At 38.9% G+C, this 21,966-nt stretch carries 15 protein-coding genes; 9 read left to right on the forward strand and 6 right to left on the reverse strand.

What is annotated here, in order from left to right; translation table 11 throughout:
- Positions 1–52: 52 nt before the first annotated feature.
- The 4 genes from GBI66_RS10505 (at position 53) to GBI66_RS10520 (ending at position 3,793) form a co-directional block, all read left to right on the forward strand.
- Positions 53–1,471, forward strand: coding sequence for a GGDEF domain-containing protein (locus GBI66_RS10505; RefSeq protein ID WP_151716044.1), 1,419 nt, complete (start codon positions 53–55; stop codon positions 1,469–1,471).
- A gap of 92 nt (positions 1,472–1,563) precedes the next feature.
- A complete protein-coding gene (locus GBI66_RS10510) occupies positions 1,564–1,920 on the forward strand; it encodes a hypothetical protein (protein ID WP_005191290.1) in 357 nt (118 codons plus the stop codon).
- Between the two features lie 162 nt (positions 1,921–2,082).
- Positions 2,083–3,072 carry a hypothetical protein gene (locus tag GBI66_RS10515; protein WP_151716045.1) on the forward strand — a complete coding sequence of 330 codons (990 nt, stop codon included), beginning with the start codon at positions 2,083–2,085 and terminating at the stop codon, positions 3,070–3,072.
- A gap of 19 nt (positions 3,073–3,091) precedes the next feature.
- On the forward strand, positions 3,092–3,793 hold the full coding sequence (locus GBI66_RS10520; RefSeq protein WP_151716046.1) for a glutathione S-transferase family protein: 702 nt from the start codon (positions 3,092–3,094) through the stop codon (positions 3,791–3,793).
- A gap of 101 nt (positions 3,794–3,894) precedes the next feature.
- Here GBI66_RS10520 and bfmS read toward each other — a convergent pair whose 3' ends face one another.
- Both bfmS and bfmR read right to left on the reverse strand, forming a co-directional pair.
- The gene (gene bfmS / locus GBI66_RS10525) at positions 3,895–5,535 is read right to left on the reverse strand and encodes a sensor histidine kinase BfmS (RefSeq protein ID WP_005151261.1); all 1,641 of its coding nucleotides are present in this window, start codon (positions 5,533–5,535) and stop codon (positions 3,895–3,897) included.
- Positions 5,536–5,641: 106 nt separating this feature from the next.
- Positions 5,642–6,358, reverse strand: a complete 717-nt coding sequence (gene bfmR / locus GBI66_RS10530; RefSeq protein ID WP_004655457.1) for a response regulator transcription factor BfmR — start codon at positions 6,356–6,358, stop codon at positions 5,642–5,644.
- A 544-nt stretch (positions 6,359–6,902) separates the two neighbouring features.
- On the opposite strand from bfmR, the gene GBI66_RS10535 reads away from it, so the two are divergent.
- From GBI66_RS10535 to GBI66_RS10550, 4 genes are all read left to right on the forward strand, one after another.
- The gene (locus GBI66_RS10535) at positions 6,903–9,737 is read left to right on the forward strand and encodes a ribonucleoside-diphosphate reductase subunit alpha (protein WP_005191300.1); all 2,835 of its coding nucleotides are present in this window, start codon (positions 6,903–6,905) and stop codon (positions 9,735–9,737) included.
- 91 nt (positions 9,738–9,828) lie between these two features.
- The gene (locus GBI66_RS10540; RefSeq protein WP_004804753.1) at positions 9,829–9,960 is read left to right on the forward strand and encodes a hypothetical protein; all 132 of its coding nucleotides are present in this window, start codon (positions 9,829–9,831) and stop codon (positions 9,958–9,960) included.
- A 143-nt stretch (positions 9,961–10,103) separates the two neighbouring features.
- Entirely contained in the window at positions 10,104–11,387 is a 1,284-nt protein-coding gene (locus GBI66_RS10545) for a ribonucleotide-diphosphate reductase subunit beta (RefSeq protein ID WP_151716047.1), read from the forward strand.
- 270 nt (positions 11,388–11,657) lie between these two features.
- Complete coding sequence (locus tag GBI66_RS10550; RefSeq protein ID WP_151716048.1) at positions 11,658–15,425, forward strand: hypothetical protein; 3,768 nt, start codon at positions 11,658–11,660, stop codon at positions 15,423–15,425.
- A 38-nt stretch (positions 15,426–15,463) separates the two neighbouring features.
- On the opposite strand, the gene GBI66_RS10555 is transcribed toward GBI66_RS10550, so the two are convergent.
- The 4 genes from GBI66_RS10555 to GBI66_RS10575 all read right to left on the reverse strand — a co-directional run bounded on the left by GBI66_RS10555 (position 15,464) and on the right by GBI66_RS10575 (position 19,339).
- On the reverse strand, positions 15,464–16,081 hold the full coding sequence (locus tag GBI66_RS10555; protein ID WP_151716049.1) for a TetR/AcrR family transcriptional regulator: 618 nt from the start codon (positions 16,079–16,081) through the stop codon (positions 15,464–15,466).
- 612 nt (positions 16,082–16,693) lie between these two features.
- Complete coding sequence (locus tag GBI66_RS10565) at positions 16,694–17,185, reverse strand: flavin reductase (RefSeq protein ID WP_005191312.1); 492 nt, start codon at positions 17,183–17,185, stop codon at positions 16,694–16,696.
- A gap of 87 nt (positions 17,186–17,272) precedes the next feature.
- Positions 17,273–18,298 carry a methionine synthase gene (locus GBI66_RS10570; RefSeq protein WP_032864471.1) on the reverse strand — a complete coding sequence of 342 codons (1,026 nt, stop codon included), beginning with the start codon at positions 18,296–18,298 and terminating at the stop codon, positions 17,273–17,275.
- Positions 18,299–18,325: 27 nt separating this feature from the next.
- Positions 18,326–19,339, reverse strand: a complete 1,014-nt coding sequence (locus GBI66_RS10575) for a DUF1852 domain-containing protein (RefSeq protein WP_151716050.1) — start codon at positions 19,337–19,339, stop codon at positions 18,326–18,328.
- A 355-nt stretch (positions 19,340–19,694) separates the two neighbouring features.
- On the opposite strand from GBI66_RS10575, the gene GBI66_RS10580 reads away from it, so the two are divergent.
- Positions 19,695–21,923: a TonB-dependent receptor gene (locus tag GBI66_RS10580; RefSeq protein WP_151716051.1), complete on the forward strand. Its 2,229-nt coding sequence runs from the start codon at positions 19,695–19,697 to the stop codon at positions 21,921–21,923.
- The last annotated feature ends 43 nt before the right edge of the window (positions 21,924–21,966 follow it).

The raw sequence follows: 21,966 nt of genomic DNA on the forward strand, positions 1-21,966 counted from the left end.
AACAGAATTTATATAATAGCGCGACCTTGCCTCCCCATAGAAACGCGTCAGAATGCCTATAGCTCTTACAGCATTAAAACCACGCTCACTGTTACAATTATTTCTACTCTTTAGCGGGGTGATTTTACTGTGCTGCCTACTCGGTATTGCGACCAGACACTTAACTTTTCTCGCTTCTTTTTGGCCAGCCAACTCTGTTCTGCTTGGTTTACTGATCCGCTTTCCACAAACACGCCATCCAATCAGTTTTATTGGGGCAATTGTGGGTTATCTACTCGCTGATACTTCCCAAGATACACCTTTTTTACTCAATATTTGCCTTACCTCTGCAAACTTGCTGTATGTCATCACGACATTGGCCCTATATATCAAATTTAATGCATTCATCCGTTCAATGCATCATGGCTATTTTTATTTATTTCTATTTAGTTTCTGCTGTATTGGTGGATTGGCCAGTTCTTCTTTTGCGGCAATCACCCTCCCTCTATTCAATACTAAATTTGCTTTAGGTTCGTTCTGGATCGACTTTGGTTATTGGTTTACTGCAGAAATTCAAAATGCACTGCTGCTGTTACCTGCCATCATTAGCTCACCATATTGGAGTGAATTTAAACAACAACTGAAAGAGTTTAAAACTCAGACCGTTCAACAAAGCTTGCCGCTATTTGCAGTTATTTTCTCCATTGCAATTGGCTACTATGATGCAGGCCCTGGTTCCTTGCTTTACCCAATTGCGGCACTGATCTGGTGCGCCTTGAGTTATCGCCATTTTTCTGTGGCGATCATTACCTCGATCAGCTGTGCTTTTGTGATCTATCATGTCTCGCAAAACTATCTATTGCTTTACCCAGAGCAATTTTTAAATAATGCCATCTCGATCCGCCTTGGGCTGATTATGATGACCATTGCTCCCCTCACCGTTTCCAGTATTAATATGGTGAGATCCAAGTTAATCCAAGAATTGCAGCATACCATTGCGCACGATGAACTCACCTCAAGCCTCACCCGACGTCAATTTCTACAATCGGTACAATTGCTACAGCAACAGGCAACACACTCAGGTCACACTACCGCTTTCCTGATGCTCGACATTGATCATTTTAAACAGGTCAACGATAACTATGGTCATCAAATGGGAGATCGCGCCTTACAAAGCTGCGTACAAACCATTCAAAGCCTGCTCAGACCACAAGATTTACTCGGACGTTTAGGCGGTGAAGAATTCGCGATCTTTATGACCAATACCGATGCCGATGCGGCCTATCTTTGCGCTGAAAAAATTCGTCTACAGATCAGCCAAACGCCAATTGAACAAGAACAACAGCAAAGTTTCTTCATTCAAATCAGCATTGGAATTTGTGTCTGCGCACCTGAAAATCAACACAGTATCGAGCAATTATTTAAACAGGCAGATGACGCCCTTTATCAAGCTAAAAGACAAGGCCGAAACCAAGTTATCATTTCGACATAATATGTTGCAATTCAGCTAAATACTTTAATTATCTTTATACACAGCCGACTCAATAGATGAGTATTCTAGAATGAGCACAAAAGGAGAAAAATATGCATCTAGAATACACTCACGCTTCGGATTATTTCTTTTTTTCACAACTACTCATGCGTCATATAGAAAGTTATGTTCGAAAACATCCAGATGCTGATAATGCGATTTTTGATTTAAGAGACATATACGAAGTATTTAGAGAAGATTTTGCGGCAACAACAACCAATTTAGAAAGTATTCTGAATATTGCTGACACCTATAAAGTCGAAACCTTAAATGGAGATCAAGCACTCATCCAAGGTTATAAAATCGATATTAAAAATAATGCCTTGCTCATTGATTTTAATGCTGAGGCGCTGACCAGCTTACGTAATGGCAAAACATTAATCACTCCAGATGCGACACTACATGAGTAAAACTTATTCATTTCGTGCCAATAAACGGTCAGCACTTTAGATTATTGTCATTCTTCACTATATTTATAAAAAGCAGCAAAGATGCTGCTTTTTTCTTGCCAATAATTCCAAAAATGGCAAAAGACAATCCAAGAAATGACAATATAGTCTTCAGGAGTGATGATGCAAATCAAACAACTAAATCAAAGTATCACGATCATTTTGTTATTGGGCTTATCGACGATCGCCTCAGCAAAAACCTTGGAACAAGCATTTACCGCAGAGCAAATGCAGCAACTCACCCAATTATTGAAGCAACAGAATTTACTGGATCAGAATAATCAACTGGTAGATGTCATTTCTACCTACGGCGATAATCAGCCTGCTGGACTATTTTCACCTTTATACCAATATGTTTATCAGATCATAAAAGACTCTAGTCGGGTCGATCAAAATACTAAATTCTGGTTTAGTCAGGCGGCTGCGATCAACGCTGCAAACACCAGTGTACCCGCTAGTAACTATATCCGTGGTGCGACTCAATACGGTCTGCAATATCGCGGCGCTATTCAATCCAACATGCCACAATTTCAAATCAATCAACAACTACAAAAAACCTCAAACTTGATTGGGCAAAATGTTATGAATGACATTTTAAGTAGCAAAGGAATACCTGTTTTCCCCGCCATGATTAGCAACGATATTAGCGCAGCAATTGGCAATTACCGCTTGGGCCGTTTTCAGCAAACACCGGGAGGTTGGGGTGGCTCTTTTTACTATTGGAATGCGCCATTAAATTATGGGCAAGTCGAGCAAAATAATGTCAGTGTAGGTCAATCGATTTTATACGGGGCAACCGTGTATATAAACGGTTCCGATCAATCCTTTGATCGCAGTAAAGCTGAGTTCTTATATGCCAATAGCCAAGCTGTCACTGACTTTATTCTCGCAAGTAAGAGCAGCACGGTCATTCTACAAAGCTTGCAAAACCCCACAGCGATCAATACGCTGGTAGATAATGCAATGAATTCAATCATGACTGGACTGAATGCCCAAGCACCACAGAGCATCAAAGCTCAATTGGCATCACAAGTCATTGCCAACCTGGGTATACGTGCAGCAACACGTAACTGGACACCAGGACCACACTCCCCAACAGGCGGACACTATTAACTAGAGCCGATTAAAATCTATGTTAAAACTCTACCATCTAAGCAACTCTCGCTCGCAGCGTATTGTGTGGCTACTTGAAGTGTTACAACTCGACTATGAGCTTATTTTTTGTGAGCGCACTCACAACGGCGAGGCACCTGAGTGGCTGAAAAACATTCACCCTTTAGGTAAGGTGCCCATACTGGTAGATGACACATCTACTCCGGCTCAAGTTTTAGCAGAGACGTCAGCAATATTAGACAATCTGCTCACGAAGGAGTCGCTTCATCAGCTTCAGCCAACAAATCCAGTAAATAAACAGCACTACTTTTATTGGAAAAATTTTGCAGATGCAACGCTGATGCCGAATTTAGCACTCAAGCAGATTTTCTCTCGCATGGTAGATCGGTCGCCTTTTTTTGCGCGACCTTTAATCAAAATCATTAAGCGAGCTTTTGACCAACAATTTCTCAACCCCACCCTTTATAGCCAAATGGCATTAATAGAACAGCATCTGACTGCACATGTATGGTTTGCAGGAGAAAACGTCTCTGCTGCGGATATCATGATGGTCTTTTTAGTGGAAGCTCTGCTGGACTTAATCCCAGACAGTCAACAGTTTTCTGCAACGATCAATTATATGCAGCGCGTCCAAAAATTAGACTCTTTTCAAGCTGCACAGGTCAAAGGTCACTGGAATAGTAAAGAACATCAAATCTACTGGTCAAAAACATGGGCTTAAATTGCTAATCCCCCACTAAACCTTACTGTTTTAGAGTGCTCTGTTTCAGAATAAACAAATAAAAAAAGGAATGATCTGCGTCATTCCTTTTTACTCTTTCGTTATTTTTTAATTACTTGCTTATATCGCTTTGCAGGCCACGTCATAATAAAACGAGCACCGCCTAAGTTTGGACTCTGATCCACCTGAATCGTTCCACCAAACCAATAAGCAATACGGCTGACAATCGACAAACCAAGACCATAGCCACCCGAAGCGCGGGTACGACTATCATCTAGGCGGGCAAAAGCTTCAAAGATTCGTGCGCGCTCTTGCTCTGGAATCCCGGGACCGTCATCTTCCACACAAACATAGGCATTACCATCAGCACGGATACCACCGCTGATACGTACCTTGTTATCGCAATAACGGACTGCATTACCCACCAAGTTTTGTACGACACGATGTAGATAACGACGCTCTGCATCGACTTTCAAGGCCAATGGTGGCGCAATCAACTCAATCTCTTTTTGCGTCTTCAACGCTTCCGTTTCCATTGCCACTTGGTCAAGCACCTCAACCAGTACAATATCTTCGAAGTCTAAAGATGGCGTGCCCTGCTCCAATTTGGCATAGGTCATGATCTCATCAATCAAGGTATTGAGTGCTTCAATATCCTTGTCAATCATGTCCACTTGCTGAATTCGGTAATTATAATCATCTTCTTCAGCCAGCATCTCCATACCAAAACGAATCCGAGCCACAGGTGTTCTTAACTCATGCGACACCGCACGCATTAATTCACGCTGTGCTTCAATCAAACGCTGAATATGATCTGACATATTGTTATAACTTGATGCCAAGTTTGCCATTTCATCAGTACCTTCAATTGGTACACGTAATGACAAATCACCCGACTTCATCTTGTTCAAAGCATAACGTACCTGACGGATTTTACGCTCAAGCGGTAAAATCAGGCCATAAACACCCAAGCTCAACAAGAACAAACTAAATAAGGTAATCCCTGCTGAAAGCTGGAACGGCATCCAATTGAACATTGGCACAGGCCCAAGAATCAGGACTTGTGCAGGATGGTTTGGCATTGGAGAAACAATGGAAATCGTAGTGCCACGCATGGTTGCACTGTCTTTATACAGCAACACACTTTGATCTTGGCGTAAGCGACCAATCTGCTCTGAATCCAGATTGATATCTTTAATATCTTTTATTTCAATTGAATAATAGAAATGCTTTTTAATTTTGTCTAAGTACTCACGCTCCTGCCCTGGATAGAAAATCAAATAATCCAGTACAAAAATCGGAAGCGCTTTCATTTGGCGTTCGCCAATTTTATCGACTTTGATATAAAGAAAATGCTTAGGATCATCTTTCAGGCCAATAATAATATAGCCGATCCCATTATTTGCATCATAACGAACCACTGACTTTTGTTCAGCGACTCTTTTCTTCTCTGTACGGGATAATTCTACCCGTTCAGCATCGACATAGTAGATAGGGAGTTCCAGCAAGTCAGATGCATCGGAAATCCAATCTAACTTCTGTTGTTTTTCTGGCTGACGAGATACCCCTTCACTAATGACATAGGAAATGCCATCTGTGAGAGACTCGCGATATTCTTGCGCCCGTTGATAGTTAATAATTTGGACCAGCAAATAACAAAATGCGGCAACCACAACAACTAAAACCACCAACCCAGCATAAATACGCAAGAATATGCTGTTTTTCAGTACTCGACTCACCATAAGGTAAATAATTCCAAGCTATTAAAATCCCACTTATGCAGCTACGCTACACAAGTCCTTTGCAGAAAGGAAAGAATCCCCCTTTTTCAAGGAGGATTCGAGGGATTTAGATCCCGTTGGTTTCTTTAACAAACAAGTAACCTTTACTACGCACAGTTTTAATGCGTTTCGGGTTTTCTGGATCATCACCAATTTTTGGACGGATACGTGAAATACGTACATCGATTGAACGATCTTGGCCATCGTATTCAATACCACGAAGGCGCTCAAAGATATCTTCACGAGACAAGATACGACCAGCGTTTGAAGCCAACAACCATAACAAGTCATATTCAGCGCTGGTGAAATCAACCAACTCACCATTTAAGGTTACTGAACGGCCACCGTTATCAATGACAAGGTCATCAAACTCAATACGTTGAGCAACTTCATCTTCAACTGTCTTATCAGTACGACGTAATAAAGCACGGATACGAGCCAGTAATACACGTGGTTGAACAGGTTTCGCAACGTAATCGTCCGCACCCATTTCTAAGCCAAGTACCTGATCCATATCTTCTGTACGTGCAGTAAGCATCAGAATTGGTTGGTGGTAATGTGGACGTACTTCACGACAAACGGTTAAACCGTCTGCGCCAGGTAACATCACATCGAGAACCACTAAATCTGGTTGCTCGCTGATAATGCGACGGATTGCACGATTACCATCAGTTTCGACTCCAACTTCTAAACCGTTACGAATCAAATACTCTTGTGTTAAACGTGCTAAGCGTTCGTCATCTTCTACGATCAAAATCTTCGGTAACTTTTCTTCTTGGCTCATTTGTTTGCCCCTAAAATCTGAGTGAATCTGTCTATGAAATCTGACAGATACATTGGTTTATGTTTTGCAATATACACACGTTTACATTGTAAACAAGTAGGCGTTCACCAAACTGATACACGCTTACCCAGTTTTGTTATCTTTTTATTAAAATTATGAATTTTAATATATTTTTCAGAAATATATGCATTTTCCGATAGGATGAATATTTAGTATAAATTTTGTGCCAATGTTAAACAATTTGTTTCTTTCTTAGCCCAAAATAATTTAAGTGTTTGTTTTTTGAGTTATCCACAGAGTTATCTATAAGCCTTTTTCAATGGCTTTGATATGCTATGTGACTGTGATTTCAGCAGTTAAGACATGAAAAAAAAATTAGTAAAATGTCAAGGATTGATCTACTCCAAAAAATCCCGTATCTTGTGTTGAAAATAAACTTTAACCACTAAGTATTGTGTTTATCCCTCAAACATCGTGGCATACTTTTTGCTCGATTCAAACGGTCCATGAACATAAAAATAGATGATAATGGAGCTATGCTGACATGAGCATCATCACTTCTACTCCTGGCCAACTTCAGGTCATTAAGCGCACCGGTGAGATTGCGACATTTAATGCCGAGAAAATTTCTGTTGCGATTGGGAAAGCATTTTTAGCTGTTGAAGGTCAACAAGGTACTGACTCAAGTCGTATCCATGACCGTATCACTCAACTGACTGAAATGGTAATGAACACATTTAATCGTCGTTTGCCTTCTGGCGGTACGATTCATATCGAAGAAATTCAAGACCAAGTTGAATTGGCATTGATGCGTACAGGCGAGCAAAAAGTTGCACGTGCCTACGTCATTTATCGTGACCAACGCGCAAGTGCTCGTCAGCAAACTGGTGCGAACCATCACCCTACCCTTCAAATTACAGATGCCAATGGTCAGCTCCAACCATTGGATTTGGATGCGCTTACAGCCACCATTCAAACTGCAAGCGAAGGTCTAGAAGGAATTGATGTTCAAGCCATTCTTGATGAAACGGTGAAGAACTTATATAACGGCGTAAAAGAAAGCGATATCGCGACCACCATGATGATGGCAACGCGTACCCGTATCGAACAAGAGCCAAACTATACTTATGTGACTGCACGTTTACTTAGTAGCGAACTCGTTAGCACAGGTTTAGAGTTCCTCGGTCTACCGACAGACACCTTAGAAGGTGATGCTTTAGAAACCTTCTTGAAGAAAGGTATTGAGCTTGATCTTCTTTCTAAGGACTTGCTTGATTTTGACCTTGCAAAATTGGCTGCTGCGATCAAACCAGAACGCTCAAATCAATTCACCTATTTAGGTCTACAAACTTTATTTGACCGTTACTTCATCCATTCAAATGGCGTGCGTTTTGAATTACCACAATTATTCTTTATGCGTGTATCAATGGGTCTTTCGCTCAATGAAGAAAATAGAGAAGACCGTGCAATCGAGTTCTATGACTTATTGTCTAGCTTCGACTACATGGCTTCTACACCAACGCTATTTAACTCAGGTACATTGCGTCCGCAATTATCTAGCTGTTACTTAACCACGATTGGTGATGACCTGTATGACATTTATGGTGCAATGCGTGACAACGCGATGCTGTCAAAATGGGCGGGTGGTTTAGGTAATGACTGGACACCTGTACGTGCATTGAACTCTTATATCAAAGGCACCAACGGTAAATCTCAAGGTGTTGTACCGTTCCTTAAAGTTGCGAACGATACAGCCGTTGCAGTGAACCAAGGTGGTAAGCGTAAAGGTGCAGTTTGTGCATACCTCGAAACTTGGCACTTGGATGTTGAAGAATTCCTAGAGCTACGTAAAAACACAGGTGATGACCGTCGTCGTACCCACGACATGAACACAGCGAACTGGGTTCCTGACTTGTTCATGCAACGTGTGTTTGAAGATGCTGAATGGACATTGTTCACACCGTCTGAAACACCAGACCTGCATGATTTAACTGGCGCAGAATTCGCTGAGCGTTATGCACACTACGAAGCTGTAGCAAAAGAACAAAACATGCTACACAAGAAAGTACGTGCTAAAGATTTATGGCGCAAAATGCTTTCGATGTTGTTCGAAACTGGTCACCCATGGATCACATTCAAAGACGTATGTAACTTACGTTCACCACAACAACACGTGGGCGTGGTTCACTCATCTAACTTGTGTACAGAAATCACTTTAAACACAAACCAAGATGAAATCGCGGTATGTAACTTAGGTTCGATCAACCTTGTACAACATGTTCAAGGTGGCGTATTAGATCGTGAAAAGCTTGCTCGTACAGTGAAAACTGCCGTGCGTATGCTCGATAACGTAATCGACATTAACTACTATGCTGTACCACAAGCGAAAACGTCGAACTTGAAACACCGCCCTGTGGGTATGGGTATCATGGGCTTCCAAGATGCATTGTATGAAATGAATCTTGCTTATGGTTCAGATGCAGCCGTTGATTTCGCTGATGAATCGATGGAAGTGATCAGCTACTACGCAATCGAAACATCAAGTAACCTTGCGCTTGAACGTGGTGCTTACTCAACATTTAAAGGTTCATTGTGGGATCAAGGTATCTTGCCAATCGACTCTTTAGAAATCGTTGCGAAATCACGTCCAGAGCGTATGTTCGAAGTGGATCGTACTCAACGTTTAGACTGGGACACTTTACGTGCCAAAGTTCAAAAAGACGGTATGCGTAACTCAAATGTGATGGCGATTGCACCGACTGCAACCATCTCTAACATTTGTGGCGTGTCTCAATCAATTGAGCCAACTTTCCAGAACTTGTATGTGAAATCTAACCTTTCTGGTGAGTTCACCGTGATCAACCCTTACCTTGTTCGTGCATTAAAAGAACGTGGTCTTTGGGATACCGTAATGGTCAATGATCTAAAACACTTCGAAGGTTCAGTTCAAAAGATTGCACGTATTCCTGAAGAATTAAAAGCAATCTTCGCGACTGCATTTGAAGTGGATACTCGCTGGATCGTAGATGCTGCGTCACGTCGTCAAAAATGGATCGACCAAGCACAGTCATTGAACCTTTACATCGCTGGCGCGAATGGTAAGAAACTTGACATCACTTATAAGATGGCATGGTTACGTGGTCTTAAAACCACATATTACCTCCGAGCTTTAGGTGCGACTTCTGCAGAGAAATCAACCATTAATACTGGGGCACTGAATGCAGTTAAACCAGCATCGGTTGAAGCGCCTGTGGTTGCGGCAGCAGCGGTTGTAGCAGAAAAAGCTGAAGTTCAAACTGAAGATGATGGTTTCTCAACAGCAGCGCCAGTGCCATTGGCGTGTTCAATTGACAACCCAGACTGCGAAGCTTGTCAGTAATTTCACACCTCTCTCCATAAATTCCCTCTCCTTTGGAGGGGTGAGGAGCGATTAAAGCTCCGCAAGAGAGGTTTCTATTGAGGCATAGATCATGTTCCATCTCAGTCATAATTATCAATTTGGTGTGATAGTCCTGATCTGTGCCTTTCTAGTGTTTTATATTCCAATGGTTTACGCATTTTTTAAAATACGTAAACAACAGCGTAAGCAAAATAAGTTTTAGGGATTATCGGTGTCCACTGGTCACTTTTTAAAATTTCAGTCAATAAAACTTAATTTTGCTTACACAAATTGAGCGTATAGTAGGACATCTCCTTGCTTGAGATGTCTAAATAAAAGATATAAAGCAACGAAGAGAGAATTAATATGTCTATCCTTAGTTGGGACGATTTTGAAGATGATTCGCAAAAACCGACTGCACCTGAACACAAGTCTGCGCCCATCGACACGCAAAAAACGGCTAATACGCAAGTGGTATCTGATTCAGAGCAATCATCGCCGCGCGTGGCAGCTGCACAACCCGCTGGAACCAATACCGTGCGATCAACAAATCCCACCGATTCGTTGGCACGAGCATCTGCTGCCTTAGAGCACTTAGATGCGGCACCTGGCTTGGAAGAGCTTGAGATGGGTGCACAGCGTGTACAGGTTGATGATAAAGCAATGATCAACTGTCGCGCAGACTTAAACCAGCTTGTTCCGTTTAAATACGAGTGGGCTTGGCAGAAGTATCTTGACGGATGTGCAAACCACTGGATGCCGCAAGAAGTCAACATGAACCACGATATCGCGCTTTGGAAGTCTGAAAATGGCTTAACTGAAGATGAGCGTACCATCATCATGCGTTCTTTGGGTTTCTTCTCAACTGCGGACTCATTGGTTGCAAACAACTTGGTGTTGGCGATCTACCGTCACATTACCAACCCTGAATGCCGTCAGTACATCTTGCGTCAAGCGTTTGAAGAAGCGATTCACACGCATGCTTATCAATACTGTATCGAATCTTTGGGTATGGACGAAGGCGAAGTCTTCAACATGTACCGCGAGATTCCAAGTGTTGCACGTAAAGCATCGTGGGGCTTGAAATACACTCAATCTTTAAGTGATCCGACTTTCAACACAGGTACGCCTGAAAACGACCAACGTTTATTGCGTAACTTGATCGCGTTCTACTGTGTTCTTGAAGGGATCTTCTTCTACTGTGGCTTTACTCAAATCTTGAGTATGGGTCGTCGTAACAAGATGAACGGTGTTGCTGAGCAGTTCCAGTACATCTTGCGTGATGAATCTATGCACTTGAACTTCGGTATCGACATGATCAACCAGATCAAGATCGAGAACCCGCATTTGTGGACGGCTGAGTTCCAAGAAGAAGTGATTCAAATGATTCTTGAAGGCACCATGCTTGAGATCGAATATGCGCGTGACACCATGCCACGTGGTGTATTGGGTATGAATGCAAGCATGATGGAAGAATACTTGAAGTTCATCTGTAACCGTCGTTTAGCGCAACTTGGTTTACCTGAGCAGTTTGCTGGTGTAACCAACCCGTTTGCGTGGATGTCTGAGATGATGGACTTACGTAAAGAGAAGAACTTCTTTGAAACGCGTGTAACGGATTACCAAACTGGTGGTGCGTTAAGCTGGTAAGTTTGATTAACCGTCACGCGACACATAAGTTGTCATTTGCGACTCATAAAATATCATTGAACGACACATAAGTTGTCATTTGCGACTCATAAAATATCATTGAACGACACATAAGTTGTCATTGAAAAAAAACCGCCAATACTGGCGGTTTTTTTAAAGAAATACGCTCTAGTTTTTAATTATTTTTTTATATTACACATAGATATTAAAGCAATAAAAAGGCTAAAATACTTACAAAATTAAATAAGTATTAGGGACGAGACTACTTAAATGTCAAAAGATAAACGCCAAAAAATCTGGAATGAAATAAAAATAACTTATGCAAAAATTAAAGAAATTCACTCAGCACCTCAAATAACCTCTACAGATCAATATTTGTCTTTAATACCAATTACTAACGCAGATGAAGATAACGCTTATTCTGATATGCTCAAATTTGCATTATCACAGAACAAAACTAACAATATTGCTGTAACTGGACCATATGGTTCAGGTAAGAGTAGTGTGTTACAAACTTTTCAAAAACAGAATCTACAATGGAAATACTTAAATATATCTCTAGCAACGTTTAAAGATCAACTAGAAATTGAAGGGGTAAACAACAAAGAAATTGAAACTGAAGCCATAGAAAAAAGTATATTACAACAACTCTTTTATTCTGTAGATCAAAAAACCCTGCCTCGCTCAAGGCTTAAGCGGATTGTGACTGTTAAAAATAGAAAGATATTACTCAATACATTTTTTATTTTAAGCTGGATATTACTAACGCTTATTGTATTTTTCCCAAAAAATATTTATCTAGATAAATTAGGTATTCCATTCATTCAAGAAATATTTATAAAGGAAATATTTTCTATATTATTCTTACTATGCTGCATAGTTGGGTTATTCACTGGAATAAAATATATTGAAAAGCTTAAAGAGCTTAAATTAAAATTCCAAGATACTGAAATAACATTAAATAATGAAAAATCAGAATCAATACTAAATAAACATCTAGATGAGATTTTATATTTTTTTGAAAGAACAAAATTCGACATCATCATAATCGAAGATCTAGATCGTTTTGAGAATTCAGAAATTTTTATTCGACTAAGAGAGCTCAATACCCTTATAAACAATTCAAAGCAAGTAAACCGTCCTATAGTGTTTTTATATGCTATTAGAGATAACATGTTCAAAGATAAAGATCGATCTAAGTTTTTCGATTTTATCATCCCAATTATTCCTGTCATAAACCCTACAAATGCTTATGATTTAATTCGAAAAAACTATATTAACAAAGAGAGTGATAGTCAACTACACGATGAAATTGAAGATGTTTTTCTACATCAGGTCTCACTTTATTTTGATGATATGAGACTTGTAACAAATATCTTTAATGAATTTAAACTTTATGTAAAAAAACTTAACAACCCAAATCTCAATAAAAACAAATTATTAGCTTTAATAATTTATAAAAACTACTACCCTGCTGAATTTGCAAACCTACACTCCAATAAAGGTGAAATATATGAAATCTTTACAATTAAAAAGAAAAATATTATTACCAGTCAATTAGAAAAAATTAAACAAGAAATTTTCACTTTGGATGAGAAAATTCAAGCATCCCAATTAGAAAAAATTCAAACCATCACAGAATTAAGAAAATTATATGTTTATGAAATTCTTAAAAGATATCCCAATATTACAGGTGCAAGTAATCACTATAATTATATTAATAGCACAACCTATCTAGTAAAACTTAAAATTGGAGACTCATATCTCGATCACAACAATCTCACAACTGATGCAAACTTCAACATTATTCAAAATTCAGAAAATATAGCGTGGTTTGTAGAAATTACAGGTAATAATAGACATACAAATATTGAAATTCAAAATATTCAAGATATTAAATTTACTTTTAAAAATATTGAAAATATAGTAAACGCCACACTCTCATACACAGATAGAGAAACTAGAATTCAAAATCGCGAAACAACGAACCGTGCAAAATTATTGGAGCAAAAAAAAGGCTTAGTTAATAATGAAAATAGTCTTAAGCAGAGTCCATTAAAAGAATTACTAAGTAAAGAGATCAACGAAGCATTCTTTAATTCTGAAAATCACCCTCCTCTTCTTCAATTTTTAATTAGAGAGGGATACATAGATGAGCACTATCCTGACTATATTTCATTCTTTATTGACAGTGTAATAAATATTACTGAAAGAGATTATGCTCAAAGTGTTATCAATCATATCAACTCAGATTTTGATATAACTTTAACTAATGTAAAAAAAATACTAGAAAAATACTTAACACCTAGACAGTTTTTACATACCAGTATTCTCAATTTTAGTTTAGTAGATTTTATTCTTGAAAACCATGATAAATTTAATGATCATTACAACAATTTATTCAAATTATTATCAAATCAGGATGAACGTTCAATTCGGCTTGTTTTCGAATATATAGATAGAGAAGAAAACTCATCCCTATTCATTAATCAAATAGTTAAAAGCTGGCAGACTTTTTTTGAACATATTCATGCGACAATGGCTGATGAAAAAATTGAAAGCTGTCTTCTGCTGATATTGAAAAATTTAGAAAACGAGAATATTCCTTTACTTAACAAAGATGACATTCTAAAAAAATACCTGTCTTCTAAAAGTAATTTTATCGAATACATCAAAGATGCCTATAGTACTGAGCAAGAAACTCTTAAATTTCTACAGCTTATTAAACCAATATTCGAGTATTTGGATTGTAATAATCAAAATGATGTAAGTACATTTAATGAAATATGTAGAAATGAATATTTTGAATTTAATGAAAAAATGATATTACAAATTATACGTATAAATAATGAAGATCAAAAAATTGATGAAATCCAAAATAATTTTGCTTCAAAGCCTTATGGTGTTTTACAAGACTTTGCGCCAGACTACTTGATAACTCAGGTAGACCAATCAATCAGTCGTTTCTTCGAAGAAGTGTATATTTCATCAGCCAAAAACTTAAAGGAAAATTCGAACAATTTCATCAAATTAATTAACAATGAAAAACTAAATAATACTCATAAAGAGTGGTTAATTGAAAACAATGAAGTTAAAATTGAACTCATCATTTCTATTCAAGACTCACAATTCTGGGATAAAATTATTATAAATAACAGATTAGAACCTAATTGGGATTCTTTGATTTCATATTACAATAAAAATAATAAAAATCTAGACCAAGTAATCATCAACTATATAAATATTGCTGAAAACTATCAATTACTAAAATTACAAAAATTTTCAAACTCGTCTATTTTGACTCATAACCCAGAACTTGTAGAAGAATTTGAAATAGATCTACTATTATCAGAATCCCTTAATGATTTTGCATATAGTACTATTATAACTGTAAAAATTAATAATTATGACTCACTGGACGTTCATCACCTTAGTAGAGAACGAATATCCTTCTTAATAGAAAAAAATGTTCTAACATTAACCATTGAAAATATTGATATTTTACGAAAAACTCATCTTGATTTAGTTAGAGATTTAATAATAAAAAATTTAGATGATAAATGCTCTGAATTGTCTGATGGATTAACTTTGGAAAAAGAAGAATATGAATCCCTCATTTCATCTCCAAATTTAAGCAACAAACAAAAGCTTATAATTATAAAGAAACTCGGTATTAGTTTTTACGAGGAATCATCTATTAAATTAATTATTAATGATGTCTTTACAAAATCTGGAACCAACCTTCCAATTGAATATATTGAAGTTTTCTTCGCAAATTCATATGCAACAGACATCAAAATTAATATTCTTATTTCTGTAGTCACAACACTTAATCAGCAACAAATAACTCAATTAATTGGTATGTTAGACACTCCTTACCAGTCAATAAGCATTCAGGGAAATCATTCTTTAGAATATAGTGGACTTCATGAAAAATTTATTAATAGTCTGAAAGCAGCTTCATATATTTATAATGTTAGAGTCCACTCAAGAAAATTATTTGGTAAAACCAAAATAACATTTACAACAAAGTCATAATTTTTATCTAGGTTATCTCATAATCCAAAAGAGATAACCTAGATAATTTTAGTAAATTTAGAAGTAATACCACCCACAAAAAACCCCTCAATCAACCGCTCTGGATCATCCACCCCCACCAACCACCCTTCCAACAACTTCCCTTTATCCACTTTATGACCACTCAACAATTGCACCATCGCCCCATCCACCACAAACAAGAACATCTGCGCATCAACTTTCGAAGCATTCACATGACCAACTAAAAGCAATTTATAAACTTCTTCAATCAACCAACTGCGATACTCAACCACAATCTGATAAGCATCTGGATAACGTTTTTCAATCTCGAAAATTGCCTTAAATAATAAATGATACGATCCATCCAGATTGACATGCAGATCAAAAATTCGCGTTAACTTTTCATGCACTGACAAATTTTTATGTGTGTTAATGACCCAGCGCACTTCCTTTTTGAGTGCTTTCCTTTGTTCACTCAAACAAATTTCAATCAATTGTTCTTTAGACTGAAAGTATTTATAAAAACTCGCTTTGGCAATTTGAGAGGTCTCAATAATGCGATCAACACCAATATTATTGAATCCATACTGGTTAAAAAGACAGATCGCTGTCTCAAACGCGCATACAGCACGAGATGACTGAGAAAAAGATGGCATATATTCACCATAATTCAATAATTTTTGTTGTGCCTAAAGAGATAAACAGCCTTCAATCTTTCCATGAGCAAAAAAGGCATGCAAAAGCCTCTAAAGACGGCTTTAGTGCATCTCAAGTTTTATTGTTGATCTATGTGTTTAGTCGTGACGAAGCAATGCTGAATAGCGAAATGCATTCAAACCATGTCAGAGACTAATAAGGAAGTATGAAAATACAGTGCATGGCCAACTCCTGAATAATTCGGAACGCTGCCAAGACATAAAGCTTTATGGAGGCAGGACGAGAAAGGGTTGACAGACCGGGTAAGACTCCAGCACACCTAAAGGTGTCCCTCTCCCGTCCTACCACTACGGAAGGGGGACGAGAAGTATACACACAAAACTATTCCTCAGACGGAATAGTTCTGATGTAGTCTTACTAAACGGTCTGTCAAAACCGACTGGCGATGTAGGCCAGCGCTTAAAGAATAATCGGGGTAGTGATGAGTGTCAATTTACACTTCGGGCCAAATAAGTTTTATTATTATTTTTCAACATCTTATATTTTTATTATTTTTAAACTATTTTATAAGAATATTTTCACAATAAGCGGATCGCTTAAAGCACAACGCTTTAAGCAAGTTCAGTCTGCCCCACTTGGTGATAAGCACGATTAAAATAAACCAAGCTTTGATCATGTCCACTTTGTTGAACTGCCACAATACGACAAATAAAAATCGTATGCGTTCCCACTTCCTGAATTTGATCAATCTCACAATCGAAATTCACCAAGGCATCATCCAAAACAGGCGCACCAGTTTCCAATTCTGACCAAGCACCGTGTTTAAAACGTTCTTCGGGACTCAATTTAGACGAAAAGGCTTTAGAAATATGTTGATGATCTGCGCTTAACACATTCACGCTTAAGATTTTATTGTCGACGAAATGCACATGCGAACTCGATGCCCGATTCATACACACCAATAAAGTCGGAGGTGTATCAGTGACGCTACATACAGCAGATGCAGTAAAGCCATAACGACCAGACATGCCTGTGGTGGTAATCACACTGACTGCACTGGTGAGTAAAGACATTGCATCTCTAAAATCTGTTGCTTCAACCATCACTTTATTCCTAAATTAAACCCGATCTATTTTAAATGTGCTCAGGGCTACAATGTGCAGCCCTTAAGCCATCAAAAAATCGGTAAATTAAGCGAGTTCTTTACGAACAATTTCTGCACCTGCACTTAATGCATTTAGCTTGCCACGTGCAACATCACGTGCCAAAGGTGCCATACCACAGTTGGTTGATGGATAGAGCTTATCTGCATCGACAAACTGAAGTGCTTTACGTAAGGTATCGGCAACTTCTTCTGGCGTTTCAACCGTGTTGCTCGCCACGTCAATCGCACCCACCATCACCTTTTTACCGCGAATCAATTCAATCAGATCCATCGGCACACGCGAGTTGTGACATTCGAGCGAAATGATATCAAGTTTTGATTGTTGCAGCTTTGGAAAAGCTTCTTCATATTGGCGCCATTCAGAACCGAGGGTCTTTTTCCAGTCGGTATTGGCTTTAATGCCGTAACCATAGCAAATGTGCACTGCAGTTTCACACTTCAAACCTTCAAGCGCACGCTCTAAAGTCGCAACACCCCAGTCATTTACTTCATCAAAGAACACATTAAAAGCAGGTTCATCGAACTGAATAATATCCACACCCGCCGCTTCTAACTCTTTGGCTTCTTCATTCAGGATTTTGGCAAATTCCCATGCCAATTTTTCACGGCTTTTATAATGTGCATCATACAGCGTATCAATCATGGTCATTGGACCAGGCAACGCCCATTTGATTGGTTGATTGGTTTGCTGACGTAAGAACTTAGCATCTTCAACAAAAACTGGCTTTTGACGAGATACCGCACCCACCACAGTCGGAACACTGGCATCATAACGATTACGAATTCGCACCGTCTCGCGTTTCTCAAAATCAACACCCGTAAGATGCTCAATAAATGTGGTCACAAAGTGCTGACGGGTTTGTTCGCCATCACTAACAATATCAATGCCTGCCACTTGCTGTTCATGCAAAGACAAACGTAAAGCATCCTGTTTACCTTCAATCAGACCCTGCTCTTGCAATTTCCATGGTGACCAAAGCTTTTCAGGCTCTGCCAACCAAGACGGTTTCGGTAAGCTACCCGCAGTCGACGTTGGTAATAATCTTTTCATCATCAATAACCTTATATTTTCAATAAATTAGTGCGCGTAACTTTTTTGCGAGTTGTTTTGTGCTGCATAACTGGCAGACCACTGTTCAAGCGTCTCGCGGTATGGTTTGATGAATTGTTCTTCAACAAATTTCCCTTGTTCAATCGCCAAACGGCTGCGCTCTTCTCGGTCATATACGATGCGAGTCAGTGAATAATCTTGGTTCTTCAAACTTGGTTGATAAGACTTTCCTGCTGAAGAGTTCGCATTGTAAATTTCAGGTCGGTAAATCTTTTGGAACGTTTCCATGGTGCTGATGGTGCTAATCAATTCAAGATTGGTGTAGTCCGCCAACAAATCTCCAGAGAAATAGAAAGCCAATGGCGCAACGCTATTTGGCGGCATGAAATAACGAACCTTTAAACCCATTTTTTGGAAATATTCATCTGTTAATGAATATTCATCTTGCAGGTACTCGACACCCAACACAGGATGCTGATTTTCAGTACGTTGATACACCTTGCTGCTCGAAACACTGAGGCAAATCACAGGTGGCTTTTTAAAGTTTGCCTTGTAAGTCTCTGACTCAATAAAGCTCTTAAACAAGTTGCCATGTAAGTCGCCGAAGTTCTCTGGTGTGCTAAATCCAGACTGATTTTTATTATGGTCAAGCAATAGCACACTGAAATCATAGTCACGTACATAAGAAGAGAAATTGTTGCCCACAATACCTTCAATACGTTCATTGGTTTTTTGATCAACAATATTGGTTTTCAAGATTTCAATTAAAGGAAGTGCATTGGCATTGCTTGCCGCATCCACCGTCATTTCAACCGAAATGATTTCCAACTCGACTTTATAACGATCAGCTAAAGGATTATCCCAATGCGCCAAAGCATTAAAGCGATTGTCGATCATCTTTAAGGTGTTGTGCAGATTCTGTTGGCGACTCTCGCCTCTTGCCAAATTCGCAAAGTTGGTTGTGATACGTGTATTTTCTGATGGCGTGTAGTTCTCATCAAAATCAATACGCTTAATCGTAAATGCAAACTCTTTACTCATTTTAATCTGCCACCCTAATTTCCGAGATAAATCTAAATTTCTTTATAGAGTGATTTATACCGCAATCATTAGCTGAATAAAAATGATTTAATCTAACCTCAAAATGAATGAAATTCATGTTTACTAATTTGGTTGAATAACGAATGGATTACAGCATAGAAAAACGTTGAGCCATTGATCAAAAATTATAAGAACCTAGAAATTCATAAAATCGATGTAAAGATAAAGTCACAGGCTAATATTTCTATTGCAAGCACGATGCTTATTTGCCGACCATGCTGTGAATAACTATCATTCTCAACTATAATTCAGGCCAATTTAAAAGCAATCTCAGGGTGAGATCAAGAGACATAAGATGAAAAAAGATCGTGTATTTAATCGAAAAAAAGAAGCCAGACCTCTCATACCCCTGTTATCTCTTGGTGGATTTATCTTGTTTTCAAATTCATCTTTTGCAGTAACGCCAACAGAAGTAGCCAATCCAGATAAATCCTCGGAAGTGCTCCCGACCATTAGCATTACCGCTTCCCGTGCAGATGAATTGTCTTCTTCAGCGAAACAAGTCACTCAACTCGATGAAAATCAGATTGAGCTTTTAAAAAATGCTTCTTCTGGAAATATTGCTACGGTGCTCGCCAAAATAGTTCCTGGTTTATCTGACTCGAGCCGTACCATCACAGATTATGGACAAACTTTACGTGGACGTAATGCACTGATCTTGGTCGATGGCGTACCGATGAATTTAACCCGAGACACATCCCGAGGGCTTTCTGCCATTGATCCTGAAAGTATTAGCAGTATCGAAGTCATTCGTGGCAGTAATGCCATTTATGGCAGCGGTGCGGCTGGTGGAACCATTTCAATTAGTACAAAAGCTGCTGGCGGTGAACCTAGTGCGAAAACAGTGATTGGATTGCAAAGTGGTTTGACCAATTTTCGTTCCGATGCCTTAAGTGGCGACATCCATCAATATTTTTCTGGCAGCCTGAATAACTTCGATTATGCATTAGACTTTGGTTATCAGCGCATTGGCAGTCCATACGATGCACGTGGCAGACGGGTTGCACCCGAACCAAGCCAAGGTGACCTATTTGATGCAGATGCCTATAGCCTCGGTACTAAACTTGGCTATCATCTGGATGACAACCAATATCTTCAATTTGCAGCAAATTATTATAATGCAGAACAAGACTCGGACTATGCCTCTGATCCAAGTGTGGCTCAATTGCCTGCGGGGACTGTCCCTGCTAAAGCAATCAAGGGACTCAAATTAAAAGACCAAAATAAAAATGAAAATCAAATCTACAATTTGACCTATAGCCATAAAGACTTCCTCGGCAATAAAGTCGATGCTCAAATCTATTACCGTGACTTTTTTACTCGCTTTGCGCCATTCGATGCACGTAAAGTTCCAAATCGTGGTGGGCAAATCGATCAGGTTTATCAAGAAAATAATGTGCTGGGCAGCCGCTTAACCGTCAATACACCGCTTGAATTTTTAGGCGACACTTCGCTGGTTTGGGGAGGTGATTTCAGCCGTGAAAAAAGTGAAATGCCGTTAGATACTTTTGACCCTAAAATTTATGATCAATCTGGTGGTCTGGAATTTGTCAAAAACGGAAAACTGATTTATTTACCTGAACTCACCACTCAAAGTCTTGGTGGATTTGTGCAATTGAAGCACCGTTTCAATGACCAATGGTCAGCAGAAGTGGGGACACGTTATGAAGACAGTTATGCCAAAATTGATAGCTTTATTCCATTGTCTCAACTCGGCAAAGCCAATCCTTATACAGTCCAAGGTGGCAAAGTCAAAGCAGATGCATGGCTTTACAATGCCAATGTCACCTTTGCACCAAACGATGAACACTCGATTTATGCCTCATTTAATCAAGGTTTCCAACTCCCCGATGTGGGTGTAATCATCCGCAATGCTGGGGTAAATTTCGACTTAGGCTCTTCATTCTTAGAACCGGTAAAAGTGGATAATTATGAACTCGGCTGGAATGGTCATTTTAATAATTTCAGTTCTAGTTTAGCAGTGTTCCACTCCACTTCTGATCTGGGCGGCGTGCAATCCTTTGGTAATGGACTAATTCTGACCCGAACCAAAGAAAAAGTGACAGGTGTTGAAGCAACACTTGATTATCTTGAAGATGATAAAATCTGGGGTGCTGGTGGAAGTGTAACGTGGATGAAAGGACGCGAAACACCTCAAAATACCAATACTGAACAAGATATGACGGGTTATCGTATCCCACCGCTAAAAGTCACAGGCTACATTTCTTATAGTCCAACCGATACATGGACCAACCGCATTCAAGCCACTTATTTTGGTGCAGAAGACTACCGTCTCAATGGTGTAAATGGCTTTGGACGTTATGATGTTAAATCATATACAACGGCTGATTTACTCAGTAGCTTTGCGCTGAATAAGAAAGATACCATGACCATCGGTATCGAAAATATGTTTAACAAGCAGTATTACCCGCTCTATAGCCAACTGATGAGAAATAGCAACAATACCAGTCATTTATTGGCAAATGGCGTAACGCTTAAAGTGTCTTATAGCCATAAATGGTAAGTATAAATGTTCAAATAAATGAGAAACCACCATTGATGGTGGT

Origin of the sequence: Acinetobacter sp. TUM15071 (assembly GCF_008980925.1) — a bacterium.
GTDB lineage: Bacteria > Pseudomonadota > Gammaproteobacteria > Pseudomonadales > Moraxellaceae > Acinetobacter > Acinetobacter dispersus.